Raw genomic sequence first — 14,102 nt, 5'->3', positions numbered from 1 at the left:
GTGACGTTTTATGGCCAGAATTCTGGTAGTTGATGACGAAATCGGCATTCGGGAACTTTTGTCGGAAATTCTTTACGACGAAGGACATACCGTGCAATTGGCAGAGAATGCCGCCCAGGCTCGCGAGGCACGCTTGCGGGGCCGCCCCGATCTGGTCTTGCTGGATATCTGGATGCCAGACACAGACGGTGTCAGTCTGCTCAAAGAGTGGGCTTCCCAAGGCTTGCTGGATATGCCGGTGGTCATGATGAGCGGCCACGCCACGGTGGATACGGCGGTGGAAGCCACCCGTATCGGTGCAGTGGATTTCCTGGAAAAGCCAATCACCATGCAGCGTTTGCTCAAGACCGTTGCTTCCGGTCTGGAGCGTACCGTTGCGCCCAAGACATTGGCAGCGGCAGCTCGTCCGGTGGTGCAGGGTGGGGAGCGTCGTCCTGAGGCAGCGCCGATGGCGCCTGGCATGGCCCCTGCCATGACCGTACCCGAGGTCGAGCAGGATGAGTCCCAGTTGGGCAGCATTTCCCTGGATTTACCCTTGCGTGAAGCGCGTGACGAGTTCGAGCGCATTTATTTTGAATATCATCTGCGCCGTGAAAATCACAGCATGACTCGCGTGTCCGAGCGTACCGGTCTGGAGCGAACCCACTTGTACCGCAAACTCAAACAGCTGGGTATCGACTCGTCGCGCAAGCGTAACCAGTCTTGAGACGGGCCGTGCCCCAATAGGGGTCGACAGGGTTTGAGTCTGTCCCGACGCTGCCAGGAGCAGCGGGCCGGGGGGGGATGGTGGGGCGGCCTGACAGGCCGCCTTGTCGTTTAGAGCGCGGCGACCTGTGCCACAGGCAGGGACTGCAACTTGGCGACGGTATCCAGACACGTGCGGGCCGCTTCCTGGCCCTTGATCACAAAGTGACGATGGAAGTAATCGTGGTGCTCCTTGCCATCATGGAAGTGGTGCGGAGTCAGCACGACTGAAAACACAGGCACATTAGTGCTGAGCTGCACTTGCATCAAGCCCTGAATGACTGCGGTGGCCACAAAGTCGTGGCGATAGATGCCACCATCTACGACCAGGCCCGCCGCTACAATCGCCGCGTATTGTCCCGATTGGGCCAGACGCTGTGCATGTAGCGGGATTTCAAAAGCACCGCCTACTTCAAAGAAGTCGATCAGGCTGCTGTCATGGCCCAAGGAGGTGACTTCGTCGATAAAGCCCTGGCGGGCCTGATCCACAATGTCCTTGTGCCAGCAAGCTTGAATAAAAGCGATGCGAGGGGCCAGACGATTGGCTGGGGTAATGCTGTTCATGTTGGTTTCCTGTTTTATGACAACAAAAACAGGGCATGCAGGAAGCAGGACAGCTCAAGCCCCCAACAGGATGGCTCCTGTACAGGGGTGAAGATATCCCGTTCTCTCTTTATCCGGACTATACCGTCGGCCCCGGAATCACACCGGGTCTGCTGTCCCTGACACAAGGCCAGGCGCTCGCGGGCTAGGCTGTGCCATTACCGCCGGTGGGGACTTGCACCCCGCCCTGAGAACATTGTTAGCCAGCTTGGCTAACCGCAAAAGTGTACCCCTAAACCATTTTTTTGTCAGAGAGGGCCCATCTGCTTGCCCATCCTTGGAACGGGCTTGGAGGTGCCGCCTATTCCTGAGGCTTGGGACGGCGGCTGATGGTGGAGATGGGTACGCTCACCTCTCCATGAGTGCTGCGGCGACTGCGGGCACGCCAGGCATGTCCGTACGCTATTTCCAGGCTCAGGTGCAGGGTTCCGTCCATGTGGCGCTGCTTTTCCAGCGCATTGAGCAGACGCTGACGCCAGGGCAAGGTGCTCAGGCTAGCCTTGCGCTGAGGGTGCGGGTTGCCGCCCAGCAGGCGCAGATCATCCAGCAGTTTCTCGGCGCTGCGGTACGTAAGGGTGACGAGTTCCTGATCCATGACAGGATCGGCAAAGCCGCTTTCCAGCAGCAGATCACCAAAGTCGTGCATGTCCACGAATTCCAGCGTTCTGGTGCCCAGGTCTGCTTGCTCCATGGCGCTGCGCAGTTCGGCAAAAGAACCGGGCCCCAGGCAGGAGAACATCACCAGCGTTTCAGGTTTGAGCAGACGATTCCATTCGGCCAGTACCCGATGGGGCTCGGGGTGCCAGTGCAGGGCCATATTCGACCAGATCAGTTCCTGGCTTTCAGCCGGTAGGCCGGTATCGGCCATATCAGCCTGAATCCAGCTGGCAGCCGGGGTAGGCTGATTGCGCAGTTTCTGCCAAAGGCTGGGTTTGGACTGGTAACGCTCGCGAGCCACGTCCAGCAACTTCGCGCTGCGATCCAGACCGGTGTATTTCATGTCCGGATAGCGCGAGCGTAACGGTTCGAGCGCGTGGCTGGCGCCACAGCCTGCATCCAGAATATGCGTGGGCTGTAGCCGTACCAAGGCCAGCCGGGACAACATCCGCTGGGCGACTTCACCGTAGAGAAACTGAGCGTGATCCAGGGGAGCGCGGCGATTGAATTGCTGCTCGACGTGGGCGGAGTTGATAGGCAAAGAAGGTAACTGGGACATAATTGCGCGGACGTTGCTGGCGTGGATCAGGAGCTTGTGCTGTGATCGGATCAGCCTGGCTCTGAAAGGTAATGATCTATTATGGCGCATCCCCAGTTCGGGCGCGAGTCGCTCCATCGTCTTGTAGGGCTTCCCCTGCTGGCCCGCCCCTGCATGCTGTGTGGCTTGCGTTCACCAAGCGGGGCGCTGTGTCCCTGGTGTCGTCACGCCCTGCTCAGGCCGGTTCATGACTTGCGATGCCCACGGTGTGCGCTGGCCTTGCCGCCCCTGGCCTTGCTGGCCTGCCCGGATTGCGGAGCGGGGCAATTTTCCTTGCAAGCCACCGTGGCCGGGTTTGACTATGAACATCCTGGCGATATGTTGATTCATGCGTTTAAAATTTCCCGTCGGCTGGAGGTGGCAGCGGTGCTGGCGGAATTGATGTTGCAGCAATGGCGCCGTTACGGGCCAGCACTGGATGATGGGTGTCGGGTCATAGCGGTTCCCTCACAACGCGACGCCTTGCGCCGTCGGGGTTTTAACCCGGCAGCCGTGCTGGCTCAGCGCGTAGCGCGTCGTTTGGGTTTAGCGGCATGTCTGCACGTCGTCGCATTGTCGCCACGTCAGGACGTGGCCCAGAAGTTTCTGGGGCGTCAGGCTCGCAGGCAAGCCATGCGGGGTGCTTTTCAGGTGCTGGAGCCGCTTGACGGGCGTGCCGTGCTGCTCATCGATGATGTGTTGACGACGGGGGCCACGCTGGATGCACTGGCGCGTGCCTGTCGTGTGGCCGGCGCCGGCCCGGTGTATGCCTTGGTCGCGGCCCGGGCGCCCTGGAAGTCAACGAGGTTCTAGTCTTTTCTGTTGCGTCGCCAGCTGGCGGCTTTTCTGTGTTTTTTTGGGTTCTTCATGTTTCATATCGTCCTGGTTTCGCCCGAGATTCCTCCCAATACGGGCAATGTCATTCGTCTGGCGGCCAATACAGGCTGTGTCCTGCATCTGGTACGGCCTTTGGGCTTTGAGCTTGAGGACAGCAAGTTGCGCCGTGCCGGCTTGGACTATCACGAATGGGCCCAGGTTAAGGTGCATGACAGCCTTGAAGAGGCGTTGCGCGCCACCGGCACCGCGGCCGATCGGGCTTTTGCTCTGACGACGCGCGGCAGCCATTTGTTGGCGGAGCAAAGCTTCAAGCCGGGTGATGTGTTTGTGTTTGGTCGTGAAACTGCAGGTTTGTCGGCCGAACAGCTTGCATTGTTTCCTCAGGAGCAGCGGATTCGTTTGCCCATGCTGGCTGGGCAGCGTAGTTTGAACCTGTCCAATGCGGTGGCGGTCTGTGTGTTTGAGGCCTGGCGGCAGGCAGGCTATGAGGGCGGGGTGTAAAGGGGGGCTGGTCTGCTTCGCCATGACATGGGGCTGGCAGTGAGGCGGCACAGTCCGTTGAGCTTGGACGGACTGTGCGTGATGGTGGTCGAATCCACAGAAAGATGGCCCTGCAACCAAGAGGTTCGCAGGGCCATTTGCAGAGGAATGAGTCGAGGCTTTTATTCCAGCGACAGATTCAGGCGTTCGATCACCTCATCCCAACGAGCTTTGTCGGCCACGATCTTGTCCGTCAGCGCTTGGGGGGTGGAGGGTTCGGACGAAAAGTAAAAGGCCTTGAGCTTGGCCTTGATATCGTCGCGTTGCAAGATGGTGGTGATTTCCTGGTTCAGACGTTTGACGACATCCTCCGAGGTGTTGTGGGGGACAAAGAAAGCATCCCAGGAGATTGCCTCGAAGTTTTCCAGACCGGCTTGTGCCATGGTGGTTAAGTCCGGCAGCAATTCGCTGGGCTGCAGGGACGTCACGGCCAATGCCTTGACTTTACCAGCCTCAACCTGCGGCATGGCAATGCCTGGAACCATGAAGGCGGCGTCAATGTCTCCGCCAATAATGGCCGTCAGAATTTGTGGAAAACCGGAGTAGGGGATTTGCTCCAGCTTGATGTCGACGGCATGCTCGAGCATGGCCATCGCCAGGTGGGCCGAGCTGCCGGGGCCGACAGAGCCGTAGTTCAATTCACCGGGGCGGGATTTGGCCAGGGCAATGAACTCCTCTACTGTATTGGCGGGTGAGTCAGCCGGTACGACCAGAACGTTGGGGCTGGTGCCAATCATGGAGACAGGCTGCAGATCGTTCAGCGGGTCGTAGCCCAGCGAGGTCTTGTAAAGGGTGGGAGCCGTCACCATGGGGCCGTTAATGGTCAGCAGCAGGGTGTAGCCGTCGGGCTTGGCATGAGCAACAAAGCGGGTGCCGATATTGCCGCCTGCACCCGGGCGATTGTCCACAATGATGGTCTGCCCCAGGGCCTGGGAAAGGGGTTCGGAAATGGCACGAGCCAGCGCGTCAGGCGAGGAGCCTGCCGGGAAGGGCACCACCATCTGAATGGGACGTTCAGGCCAGCTGGACTGGGCCTGAGCAGCCTGCGCCAGCAAACCGGTGCAGGCCAGCCCCAGCACGGAGCGGAGCAGAAGATCACGAGAACGAGCAAGCAATGACATTGTTTTGATGTTGAATAAAAAGACGGTTGACCGCCGGCCTGACAAGGAGAGGCCAGACCAGATGGCAAGCGGGGTTAATGGCCTTCCTGCTTGGCCTCGCGAGTGAGCAAGGCGTGGACGGCTTCACGCGGGGAGAGCTGTTCAAATAGAATCTGGCAGACCGCGGCGGTAATGGGGAGTTCAATGTGGTGCGCCTTGCCCATCTCCAGAACCGCGCGGGCGCAGCGTACCCCCTCGGCCGTAATGCCGGTGGCCAGGATGCTGTCCAGGCTTTCTCCGGCGCCCAGCGCCAGGCCAACTTGCCGGTTGCGGGAGAGCTCGCCGGTCGCGGTCAGGACCAGATCTCCCATACCGGCCAGTCCGAAGAAGGTTTCTGCGTGACCGCCCAGAGCGACACCCAGACGCTGCATTTCAGCCAGGCCTCGGGTAATCAGGGCGGCACGGGCGTTGTGGCCCAGGCCCAGTGCGTCGGCAATGCCGCAGGCAATTGCCATGATGTTTTTGACAGCGCCACCGACTTCCACACCGATCATGTCGGTGCTGGTGTAGAGGCGGGCTTGCTTGCCATGCAGAGCGGCCAGGGCGATGTCCGCCATGGAGGCGGGTTGGCAGGCCAGGGTCAGGGCGACAGGCAGGCCTTTGGCCACTTCCAGCGCGAAAGAGGGACCAGACAATACGGCCCGGCCTAACCAGGGGCGCTCAGGCAGGCTTTCGCGCACAATCTGATGGGGTAGTAAACCGCTTTCCTGATGAAAGCCTTTGCAGGTCCAGACCAACAGGACAGGATGACGGCGTGTGGCGGGCAAGTGCTGCGCCAGGTCCACACAGGTCTGTGCCAGACCACGAACAGGCACACCCAGAATGATGAGGGCGGGCCCGGTATCGTCGGCCAGTGCGAAATCCATGACGTGCTTCAGATTGTCGCTGGCTTGTAGCGATTCGGGGAGCAGGACATCGGGCAGGTAGGCGGGATTGCGATGATCCTGCCCGATGGCATGAGCTGTGGATGATTTGCGCGCCCACACCATCGTGGGAGCCTGGAGGCTGGCCAGGGCGGCCAGCGCCGTGCCCCAACTGCCTGCGCCCAGGACTGCGACACGAACAGGAGTGTGCGCGTTTGACATCATCAGGCCTGCAAAGGCTGGCCGTCAGTTTGGGCTGCGCCCTGTTGCTGAGCCAGGCGCTGCTCGTACAGGGACTGGAAGTTCACTTCCGTCAGATGCAGGGCAGGCAGGGACGTACGGTTGATGGCGTCGGCCACGGCAGCGCGCAAGTATGGGTACAGCATGGTGGGGCACACAATGCCCAGCAAGGGCTCGAGCTGCTCTTCAGGAATGTTGGCAGCTTCAAAAATACCGGCCTGGGTGGCTTCCACCAAGTACATGACCTTGTCGCCAATGCGTGTGGTCACTGTGGCGGTCACGGTGCTTTCGTAAACCGTGTCAGCCAGGCGCTGGCCGCCCACATTGATGGACACTTCCACGGAAGGGGCCTCTTGCTCCAGAAAGATCTGGGGGGCATTGGGCATTTCGATGGACAGGTCTTTGATGTAGGTGCGCTGCAGGCTGAAGCTGGGTTGTTGAGCTTCTTGTTCAGCGGCTGTGTTGTTCTGGTCGGCCATGGGTGATCCTATGGGATAAAAAAATGGTTAGAAAAAAAATCAGGCAGCCAGCAAAGGCAGCAGACCACCTTCACGGTCCAAAGCGGCCAGATCATCGTAGCCACCTACATGGGTGTCGCCAATGTAGATTTGGGGAACCGTACGTCGACCGGTACGCTCCATCATCAGGGCGCGCTGTTCCGGTTCGCGATCAATCAGGATTTTATTGATTTCGGTGACGCCGCGTTGTTTGAGCAGCATTTCAGCGCGCACACAATAAGGGCACACCATTGTGGAGTACATCGTGACTTTTGCCATGAGAGCCTCGTAGAAGGAGAGCTTACGATTTTTTGACGGGCAGACTGGCCTGCATCCAGCCCTGGATACCGCCTTCCAGTGTGTAGGCCTGCTCAATGCCATGTTTGCGCAGAACCGCAACGCTGCGTTGGGCGCTACGGCCAGTTTCACACACCAGGATGACAGGTTTGTCTTTGGGCAGGCTGTTGGCCTTGGCGTCAAGGTCGGCAGCCGGGATGTTGCGCGATTGCGCAATTGCCGCGGTCTTGAACTGATCGGCGCTACGTAGATCAATCAAAATAGCGTCTTTCTGGTTTACCATCTGTACCGCTTCAGAGCTTGAAACTGCGCGCCCGGCACGGCCTTTGAAAAAGCTGGGTATTAACAGCATAATGCCGGCAAGCACCGCAATTGCTAAAATTAGAAGATTGTTCTGACTTAAGATGAAGTCCACGTTAAATCCTGTTGATTACCAAGAAAAGCAAGAAAAAAAGGTCGGATCACACGATTATAGAGTGGCGCCAATTTTTCAACCTCGAGGCTGTTTTTACCATGTATAAACTTGTATTGATGCGGCACGGCGAAAGCCAGTGGAACCTGGAGAACCGGTTTACTGGCTGGACCGATGTCGATCTTACCGAAACCGGGCGCCAACAGGCAAAGCAGGCCGGTGATCTGCTCAAAGAAAACGGCTTTGAGTTCGACCTGGCTTTTGCCTCGGTCCTCAAGCGCGCTATCCGTACCCTTTGGATCGCCCTGGATTCGATGGACGCCATGCACACTCCTATCGGTTTGAGCTGGCGTTTGAACGAACGCCATTATGGTGCTTTACAAGGCTTAAATAAAGCCGAAACCGCACAAAAGTACGGAGAGGATCAAGTTCTGATCTGGCGTCGTGCCTATGCAATCGCTCCTGATCCCGTTGCCGAGGATGATCCACGCAACCCACGCTTTGATGCTCGTTACGCCCGTGTGCCGGCCGATGAATTGCCGCGCACCGAATGTTTGCAAGACACCGTGGCCCGTGTCGTGCCGTTCTGGGACGAGTCCATTGCGCCGGCCATCCGTTCCGGACGTCGTGTTCTGGTAACCGCTCATGGCAACAGCCTGCGCGCTTTGATCAAGCATCTGGACGGCATCTCCGATGAGGATATTGTTCACCTGAACATTCCGACCGGTCAGCCACTGGTATACGAGCTGGATGAGAACCTGCGTCCTATCCGCCATTACTACCTGGGCGACCAGGAAGCGATTGCGGCCCAGATGCAAGCGGTCGCCAATCAGGGCAAGGCGCAGTAAACAATGTGGCGCTACAGCGTTTGCCTGTTGCTGGCAGCCTGGACCTTTCCGGTACTGGCTGTGGACCCGGATCTGGCCGCGCGCCAGGCCCAGGCTCAAAAGCAGCAGGCAGAGCTGCGCCAGAAAATCGAATCCTTACGCAAGAGCATTGACAGCAGTGAAAGCTCTCGTCGTGATGCGGCCAATGCCTTGCGTGAATCCGAGCAGGCGATCTCCGATATCGATCGCACGCTGGCCCAGATCGAACAGCGGCAAGAGCAGTTGCACGAGCAACTGGGCACCCTAGGCAAGCAGATCCGCGAACAACAGGCGCTTAAAGCGCAGCGTCAGCAGGAACTGGCCGAGCAGTTGCGCGCGCAGTACGCCAATGGCGTCTCTCCCTGGGCCGCCCTCTTGTCCGGCGATGACCCCAACGCCATCAACCGCGAGTTGTATTACTTGGGCTATGTGTCGCGTCAACAGACCGAGCAGGTGCATCAGGTGCGTCGTACTGTTGAGCGACTGGATCGCCTGCAGGCTCAGCTTGCCGCGCGTGAAAAAGAACAGGAGCAACTGGCTGCTGAGGCGGCTGCCCAGAAAGTGGCCTTGCAGGAACAGAAAGAAAAGCGGGCCAAGGTGGTGGCGGACATCAGCGCGGAGCTCGAGCGCCAGCGTGGCCAGGCAGCCAATTTGCAAAGCAATGACAAGCGCCTGGGAGACTTGATCTCTGGGCTGGAAACCGAGATTGCCCGCCAGGCCGAGCTAGCCCGCCGTGCTGAAGAGCAACGTCGCCGGGAGGCCGCTCGTCGTGCCGAGGAGGCGCGCAAGGCCGAGCAGCTTCGCCAGCAGGAATTGCGTCGCAAGGCCGAGCAGGAGCAGGCCGCCCGTGAGCAGGCGCGTCTGGAACGCGAGCGGGAGCTGTTGGAGCGCGCCCGCGCTACCCAGCCACCATTGCCGCCAGCCCTGCCGCCCAGCAAACCGGCGCCAGCAGAGCCGGCGCAAGCCATTCCGCGTCCGCCCTTGACCTACACGCCACCGACGACAAACGAGCGGTTGCTGTCTGATAGTCTGGAGGCCTCATCCGAGCCTAGCGAGCCGATTGGCAAGCCTGTTGCTCCCAAGGTGCGGGAGGTGCAGGTGGAGGAAGAGCCTGTGGAGCAGTCTGCCGCGCCTGCCTTGGAGCCCGAAGGTGGATTTCAGGGCTTGAAGCGGGGCTTGCCCTATCCCGTGCGGGGACAAGTGCAAGGCAAGTTCGGTGCCGAGCGGCCTGACGGCGGTATTTGGCGCGGTATTGTGTTGCGGGCGTCAGCCGGCACTACGGTCCGTGCGGTGGCCCCCGGTCGGGTGGTCTTTGCCAGTTGGATGACCGGGTTTGGTAATTTGCTGATTATTGATCATGGGCGCGACTACCTGAGCGTTTACGCTTATAACCAGAGCACGCTCAAGCAGGTCGGTGATGTCGTGGGGCGCGGAGACGCTGTTGCGCGGGTGGGGGCGACTGGCGGGCAGGTTGAGCCGGGCCTGTATTTTGAGTTGCGCCATCAGGGCAAGCCCATTAATCCGCAGGTTTGGCTGGGGCCCTGAGTTTTTTTGGGCCGCCGTTTACTTTTGCTCGCATTTGTAGCGCAGGGTAGCGACTCAAGCCCAGTTCACGCTGGTCGGCGCTTTACGCTACTCTTATAATGCATGGTCGGGTCAGCTCCGGGAGGTGGCCCCGTCTTGAATCTGAAAATAATGGGAATGTGCATGAGCACTCGAAGGATTGGCAGCATTGGACTAGTGGCAGCAGGTGCTGTGGGCGGTATTTTGATCAGCCTTGGCATTACTGCGGTCGCTCAACGCGGCGAGCCATTGCCTTTGCGCGAACTGCAACAGTTCGCCAATGTGTTCGCTGCCATCAAGAACACGTACGTGGAACCTTTGACGGATCAGACCCTGGTCAATAATGCGATCAAGGGGCTGTTTACCGATCTGGACCCGCACTCGGCCTATCTGGATGCGGATGCGTTCAAGGAAATGGAAGCCATGACCCAGGGCGGGTTTGGCGGTCTGGGCATAGAAATCGGTAGCGAGGACGGGATGCCCAAAGTCATCTCGCCGATTGAAGACACACCGGCTGCCCGTGCCGGCATTCTGGCTGGCGACATCATCACGCACATCAATGGCAAACCGACCAAGGATTTGAGCCTGAATGATGCAGTCAAGCAAATGCGTGGCGAGCCCAATACATCGATCAAACTGACGATTCGTCGTGCTGGCCGGGACAAGCCGCTGGAATTCAATCTGGTGCGCGATGTCATCAAGGTGCGCAGCGTGCGCTCCAAGATGCTGGCTGACGATGTGGCCTACGTGCGCATTGCCCAGTTCCAGGAACGCACGGCGGCTGATCTGATCAAGCAATTGTCCGAAGTCTACAAAGGCCCTGGCGCACCGAAAGGTTTGGTCATTGACCTGCGCAACGATCCTGGTGGCTTGCTGGAAAGCGCTATTGGCGTCTCGTCCGCCTTTCTGGATTCGGGCGACCTGGTGGTATCGACCAAAGGCCGTATCCCCTCGTCCAATCGCGAGTATTACGTCAAGTCCATGCAGTCCGTGCTGGGCGAGCTCGACACGGATGCGGACGTCCTGAAAAAGCTGGACTGGCTCAAGACCGTGCCTATCGTTGTGCTGGTGAATGTGGGCTCGGCCTCGGCCTCGGAAATTGTGGCTGGTGCTTTGCAGGATCACAAGCGGGCCACCATTATTGGTAATCGCACCTTCGGCAAGGGCTCGGTGCAAAGCGTGGTGCCGCTGTCCGAGGACTCAGGGCTGAAGCTGACCACCGCTTTGTATTACACGCCTAACGGCACGTCGATTCAGGTGACGGGCGTTCAGCCAGATGTGGTGGTGGACGATACCGCACAAGGTAATTTGTTCCGTCTGCCTCGTGAGGTGGATCTCAAACGCCATTTGCTCAACAGTAAAGTGGATGAAAGCACCGAAGAAGAACAGCCTGATCTGGGTATGAGCCCCGAATTCAAGATGTTCGAGTTTGGTGGTGACGACGATTATCAGTTGCAGCAGGCGCTGAATCATTTGGCGGGACGTCCGGTCATGAAAAATGATCCGGCCAAAGTTGCTGCCGCCAAGCAGGCTGCTGCCCAGCGCGAGAAGGACGTGGCGTCCGAATCGACTGAAAAAAAAAGTCCCCTGAATCAGCAACCCAGCGTTGAGCGGTTCCGAATCACCCCGAAAGGGCTCGAGCCGGTAACTCCGTAAACACAGGCTCTTGACGTGGAAGATCAGCAATTACTGCGCTATGCGCGGCATATTCTGCTCGACGAGTTCGGGGTGGAAGCGCAGGAGCGGGTGCTGGCCTCCCGCATCCTGGTAGTTGGAGCGGGAGGCCTGGGCTCCCCGGTGGTGGCGTATCTGGCGGCTTCGGGGGTGGGCTCCATCATTCTGGTCGACGATGATCAAGTGGAATTGAGCAATCTGCAACGCCAGATTGCTCACACCACTGATCGTCTGGGCTGGGACAAGGTCGAGTCTGCCAAGCTGCACATTGAGCAGCTCAATCCTGAAGTCAAGGTCACTCCTGTCGTTCAGCGTCTGGACGAAGCGGGCTTGATGCATTGGGTTCGGCAAGTCGATTTGGTGCTGGATTGCTGCGACAACTTTGCGACCCGCCACGCCATTAACCGCGCCTGCGTGGCCCTGCGTAAACCATTGGTGTCCGGTGCGGCGATTCGTTTTTCGGGGCAGGTCAGCACCTATGACCTGCGTCAGCCCGACGCCCCTTGCTACCACTGCCTGTTCCCCGAAGCCGATGATGTTGAGGAATTGCGCTGCGCTACCACAGGCGTTCTGTCGCCTTTGCTGGGTATGGTGGGTAGTGCGCAAGCAGTCGAGGCCTTGAAGCTGTTAGGCGGCTTCGGAGAGCCTTTGGTCGGCCGCTTGTTAAGCGTGGATGCCTTCAACATGAATTGGCATACGGTGCGTTTTCGCAAAGATCCGGCCTGCCCGGTATGCGGTGCCGAAGCGGTGGAACAGCGCCATCAGGTCTGATTTTTTTCTGACCGCTGTGTATGTCGGTGAGTCAAGAGCAGCAAAATGGCCGCTCTTGACGACACATCACTGAAAAAGGGAATTGGCTCGCTATCGTGACAGGGATGGTAAGGCCCTTAGAGGCGTGGCCAGTTCTTGACCAGTTGGGCAATGCGGTTGATGCGGTGATCGACATAAGGGCTGCGGCCATGATACATGGCGCTAAAGGGAGTGCCCGCGTTATAGATGTGGATGGTTTGCATCCCCAGTTGTCGGGCGCTTTTCAGATTGCGCAAGGTATCTTCCACCAGCACAATGTCGCGAGCCTGCGCCTTGAGCATGGCCAAGGCCTGCTTCATCAGCGCCTGCGAGGGCTTGGGGCGATAGCGACCTTGCAGTTGCATGTGCTCAATAGCCCACAGGCCATCAAAAACCGGTAGCAAATTCAGTGCCTTCAGAACACGATGTGCGTAGTCCTGGGGCGCGTTGGTCAACAACAGCTTATAGCCCGGTAGGCGGCGCAGCTGGTAGGCAAGGCCCGGCTCGGCACTGATCAGGGAAGGCACATCAAAATCGTGCGCGTGCTTGAGGAAGGCCGCCGGGTCGGCGCCGTGATGGCGATGCAGGCCAATCATGGTTGCGCCATAGCGTTGCCAGTATTCCAGACGCAGCCGGTCGGCCTCGTCCATGTCTACACCCAGGGTTTGCGCCACGCCGATGCGCATGCGCCCGTCAATAGCCTGAAAAATGCCTTGAGAGGCATTGTGCAGGGTGTTATCCAGGTCAAACAGCCAGATGGTCTCATCGGGCTGGCAGGCAGACAAAGGCCGTGCCCAGGCATGGGCACGGATTGGAGCGCGCACGGATTAATGCGAGCTGATCATGGTGCCAACACCACGGTCAGTCAGGATTTCCAGCAGCAGGCAATGGGGAACACGTCCGTCGATGACATGGACGGAATTGACCCCGTTGCGGGCGGCATCCAGAGCCGAGGAAATCTTGGGCAGCATGCCACCGGAGATTGTGCCGTCGGCAAAGAGCTCGTCAATCGTTTGAGCCGACAGGCGGCGCAACAACTGGCCTTCCTTGTTCAGCACGCCGGGGGTGTTGGTCAGCATGACCAGTTTCTCCGCACTGAGCACCTCGGCCATCTTGCCGGCCACCACGTCGGCATTGATGTTGTAAGCCTGACCGTCCTCGCCGTATCCAATCGAGGAGATCACGGGGATGAACTGGTCATCTTGCAAGGCTTTGACCACCTCGGGCTGAATGCTTTCGATATCGCCCACAAAACCGATATCGAGCAGTTGGCCGGGGTGCTCGGCGTCAGGCAGCATTTTTTTGGTGACACGAATCATGCCACCGTCCTTACCTGTCAGACCGACGGCCTTGCCGCCGGCTTCATTGATCATCATGACGATGTCTTGCTGTACCTGACCACCCAGAACCCACTCCACCACTTCCATGGTTTCAGCGTCGGTCACGCGCATGCCCTGGATAAAAGTGCCTTCCTTACCCACGCGCTTGAGGGCGTCGTTGATCTGGGGGCCGCCACCGTGCACCACAACGGGCTTGAGGCCAACCAGCTTGAGCAAGACCACATCATGGGCAAAGCTGCGCTGCAAAGCTTCTTCGGTCATGGCATTGCCACCGTACTTGATGACAACGGTTTTGCCGTGGAAGCGACGAATATAGGGCAGGGCCTCGGACAAAACTTCTGCTTTGACGGTCGAGGAATAATTCTGCGGATCTGTGGTGCTCATTGATGCGCTCACTTGAAGAAAACCCGGGTCCACTGCTGGTACCCGGGGTTATGTGGCTG

At 58.8% G+C, this 14,102-nt stretch carries 16 protein-coding genes and 1 riboswitch; of the genes, 7 read left to right on the top strand and 9 right to left on the bottom strand.

Annotation, left to right across the window (positions count from 1 at the left end; all coding sequences use genetic code 11):
* Nucleotides 1-10 precede the first annotated feature (10 nt).
* On the top strand, nucleotides 11-706 hold the full coding sequence (locus V6936_RS12290) for a response regulator (protein WP_003802167.1): 696 nt from the start codon (nucleotides 11-13) through the stop codon (nucleotides 704-706).
* A 110-nt stretch (nucleotides 707-816) separates the two neighbouring features.
* Here V6936_RS12290 and V6936_RS12285 read toward each other — a convergent pair whose 3' ends face one another.
* Nucleotides 817-1,308 carry a 6,7-dimethyl-8-ribityllumazine synthase gene (locus V6936_RS12285; protein ID WP_003802166.1) on the bottom strand — a complete coding sequence of 164 codons (492 nt, stop codon included), beginning with the start codon at nucleotides 1,306-1,308 and terminating at the stop codon, nucleotides 817-819.
* A 96-nt stretch (nucleotides 1,309-1,404) separates the two neighbouring features.
* A riboswitch (FMN riboswitch) is annotated at nucleotides 1,405-1,546 on the bottom strand.
* Nucleotides 1,547-1,648: 102 nt separating this feature from the next.
* The gene (locus V6936_RS12280; RefSeq protein WP_059318214.1) at nucleotides 1,649-2,563 is read right to left on the bottom strand and encodes a methyltransferase domain-containing protein; all 915 of its coding nucleotides are present in this window, start codon (nucleotides 2,561-2,563) and stop codon (nucleotides 1,649-1,651) included.
* An 81-nt stretch (nucleotides 2,564-2,644) separates the two neighbouring features.
* Between V6936_RS12280 and V6936_RS12275 the strand changes: the two genes are divergently transcribed.
* Together V6936_RS12275 and V6936_RS12270 are read left to right on the top strand one after the other, a co-directional pair.
* Nucleotides 2,645-3,394, top strand: a complete 750-nt coding sequence (locus tag V6936_RS12275; protein ID WP_080584980.1) for a ComF family protein — start codon at nucleotides 2,645-2,647, stop codon at nucleotides 3,392-3,394.
* A 54-nt stretch (nucleotides 3,395-3,448) separates the two neighbouring features.
* Nucleotides 3,449-3,919 carry a tRNA (cytidine(34)-2'-O)-methyltransferase gene (locus V6936_RS12270; protein ID WP_336579948.1) on the top strand — a complete coding sequence of 157 codons (471 nt, stop codon included), beginning with the start codon at nucleotides 3,449-3,451 and terminating at the stop codon, nucleotides 3,917-3,919.
* Between the two features lie 161 nt (nucleotides 3,920-4,080).
* Here the strand turns inward: V6936_RS12270 and V6936_RS12265 are convergent, their stop codons facing one another.
* The 5 genes from V6936_RS12265 to V6936_RS12245 all read right to left on the bottom strand — a co-directional run bounded on the left by V6936_RS12265 (nucleotide 4,081) and on the right by V6936_RS12245 (nucleotide 7,367).
* A complete protein-coding gene (locus V6936_RS12265; RefSeq protein WP_003802156.1) occupies nucleotides 4,081-5,079 on the bottom strand; it encodes a Bug family tripartite tricarboxylate transporter substrate binding protein in 999 nt (332 codons plus the stop codon).
* A gap of 74 nt (nucleotides 5,080-5,153) precedes the next feature.
* Nucleotides 5,154-6,206, bottom strand: a complete 1,053-nt coding sequence (locus V6936_RS12260; RefSeq protein ID WP_442892608.1) for an NAD(P)H-dependent glycerol-3-phosphate dehydrogenase — start codon at nucleotides 6,204-6,206, stop codon at nucleotides 5,154-5,156.
* Entirely contained in the window at nucleotides 6,206-6,700 is a 495-nt protein-coding gene (gene secB, locus V6936_RS12255) for a protein-export chaperone SecB (RefSeq protein ID WP_003802152.1), read from the bottom strand. Before secB ends, V6936_RS12260 begins: the two co-directional genes overlap by 1 nt.
* A gap of 39 nt (nucleotides 6,701-6,739) precedes the next feature.
* Nucleotides 6,740-6,997, bottom strand: a complete 258-nt coding sequence (gene grxC, locus V6936_RS12250) for a glutaredoxin 3 (RefSeq protein ID WP_003802150.1) — start codon at nucleotides 6,995-6,997, stop codon at nucleotides 6,740-6,742.
* A 22-nt stretch (nucleotides 6,998-7,019) separates the two neighbouring features.
* On the bottom strand, nucleotides 7,020-7,367 hold the full coding sequence (locus tag V6936_RS12245; RefSeq protein ID WP_237714429.1) for a rhodanese-like domain-containing protein: 348 nt from the start codon (nucleotides 7,365-7,367) through the stop codon (nucleotides 7,020-7,022).
* A 161-nt stretch (nucleotides 7,368-7,528) separates the two neighbouring features.
* Between V6936_RS12245 and gpmA the strand changes: the two genes are divergently transcribed.
* From gpmA to V6936_RS12225, 4 genes are all read left to right on the top strand, one after another.
* Nucleotides 7,529-8,275 carry a 2,3-diphosphoglycerate-dependent phosphoglycerate mutase gene (gpmA, locus tag V6936_RS12240; RefSeq protein ID WP_219235183.1) on the top strand — a complete coding sequence of 249 codons (747 nt, stop codon included), beginning with the start codon at nucleotides 7,529-7,531 and terminating at the stop codon, nucleotides 8,273-8,275.
* A gap of 3 nt (nucleotides 8,276-8,278) precedes the next feature.
* Nucleotides 8,279-9,838, top strand: coding sequence for a murein hydrolase activator EnvC family protein (locus V6936_RS12235; protein WP_003802147.1), 1,560 nt, complete (start codon nucleotides 8,279-8,281; stop codon nucleotides 9,836-9,838).
* Between the two features lie 162 nt (nucleotides 9,839-10,000).
* On the top strand, nucleotides 10,001-11,512 hold the full coding sequence (locus V6936_RS12230; RefSeq protein WP_039943413.1) for a S41 family peptidase: 1,512 nt from the start codon (nucleotides 10,001-10,003) through the stop codon (nucleotides 11,510-11,512).
* A 15-nt stretch (nucleotides 11,513-11,527) separates the two neighbouring features.
* On the top strand, nucleotides 11,528-12,301 hold the full coding sequence (locus V6936_RS12225) for a HesA/MoeB/ThiF family protein (RefSeq protein ID WP_003802145.1): 774 nt from the start codon (nucleotides 11,528-11,530) through the stop codon (nucleotides 12,299-12,301).
* A gap of 116 nt (nucleotides 12,302-12,417) precedes the next feature.
* Here V6936_RS12225 and V6936_RS12220 read toward each other — a convergent pair whose 3' ends face one another.
* Both V6936_RS12220 and argB read right to left on the bottom strand, forming a co-directional pair.
* Nucleotides 12,418-13,143, bottom strand: coding sequence for a pyrimidine 5'-nucleotidase (locus V6936_RS12220; RefSeq protein WP_003802144.1), 726 nt, complete (start codon nucleotides 13,141-13,143; stop codon nucleotides 12,418-12,420).
* A 3-nt stretch (nucleotides 13,144-13,146) separates the two neighbouring features.
* Nucleotides 13,147-14,043, bottom strand: a complete 897-nt coding sequence (gene argB, locus V6936_RS12215) for an acetylglutamate kinase (protein WP_003802143.1) — start codon at nucleotides 14,041-14,043, stop codon at nucleotides 13,147-13,149.
* Between the last annotated feature and the right edge of the window lie 59 nt (nucleotides 14,044-14,102).

The sequence above is a fragment of the Alcaligenes sp. CHO6 genome (assembly GCF_037120595.1).
In the GTDB taxonomy this organism is placed as follows: Bacteria; Pseudomonadota; Gammaproteobacteria; order Burkholderiales; family Burkholderiaceae_B; genus Alcaligenes; species Alcaligenes ammonioxydans.
The sequence above is the reverse complement of the archived record's forward strand: the minus strand, read 5'-3'. Positions and strand labels throughout refer to the sequence as shown.

Excerpts from the sequence above, each read along its gene's own strand:
- V6936_RS12270 (WP_336579948.1), top strand. The coding sequence starts at position 3,449 with ATGTTTCATATCGTCCTGGTTTCGCCCGAGATTCCTCCCAATACGGGC.
- V6936_RS12230 (WP_039943413.1), top strand. The coding sequence starts at position 10,001 with ATGAGCACTCGAAGGATTGGCAGCATTGGACTAGTGGCAGCAGGTGCT.
- V6936_RS12265 (WP_003802156.1), bottom strand. The coding sequence starts at position 5,079 with ATGTCATTGCTTGCTCGTTCTCGTGATCTTCTGCTCCGCTCCGTGCTG.
- gpmA (WP_219235183.1), top strand. The coding sequence starts at position 7,529 with ATGTATAAACTTGTATTGATGCGGCACGGCGAAAGCCAGTGGAACCTG.
- secB (WP_003802152.1), bottom strand. The coding sequence starts at position 6,700 with ATGGCCGACCAGAACAACACAGCCGCTGAACAAGAAGCTCAACAACCC.
- V6936_RS12275 (WP_080584980.1), top strand. The coding sequence starts at position 2,645 with ATGGCGCATCCCCAGTTCGGGCGCGAGTCGCTCCATCGTCTTGTAGGG.
- V6936_RS12285 (WP_003802166.1), bottom strand. The coding sequence starts at position 1,308 with ATGAACAGCATTACCCCAGCCAATCGTCTGGCCCCTCGCATCGCTTTT.
- V6936_RS12260 (WP_442892608.1), bottom strand. The coding sequence starts at position 6,206 with ATGATGTCAAACGCGCACACTCCTGTTCGTGTCGCAGTCCTGGGCGCA.
- V6936_RS12280 (WP_059318214.1), bottom strand. The coding sequence starts at position 2,563 with ATGTCCCAGTTACCTTCTTTGCCTATCAACTCCGCCCACGTCGAGCAG.
- V6936_RS12290 (WP_003802167.1), top strand. The coding sequence starts at position 11 with ATGGCCAGAATTCTGGTAGTTGATGACGAAATCGGCATTCGGGAACTT.
- V6936_RS12245 (WP_237714429.1), bottom strand. The coding sequence starts at position 7,367 with ATGCTGTTAATACCCAGCTTTTTCAAAGGCCGTGCCGGGCGCGCAGTT.
- V6936_RS12235 (WP_003802147.1), top strand. The coding sequence starts at position 8,279 with ATGTGGCGCTACAGCGTTTGCCTGTTGCTGGCAGCCTGGACCTTTCCG.
- grxC (WP_003802150.1), bottom strand. The coding sequence starts at position 6,997 with ATGGCAAAAGTCACGATGTACTCCACAATGGTGTGCCCTTATTGTGTG.
- argB (WP_003802143.1), bottom strand. The coding sequence starts at position 14,043 with ATGAGCACCACAGATCCGCAGAATTATTCCTCGACCGTCAAAGCAGAA.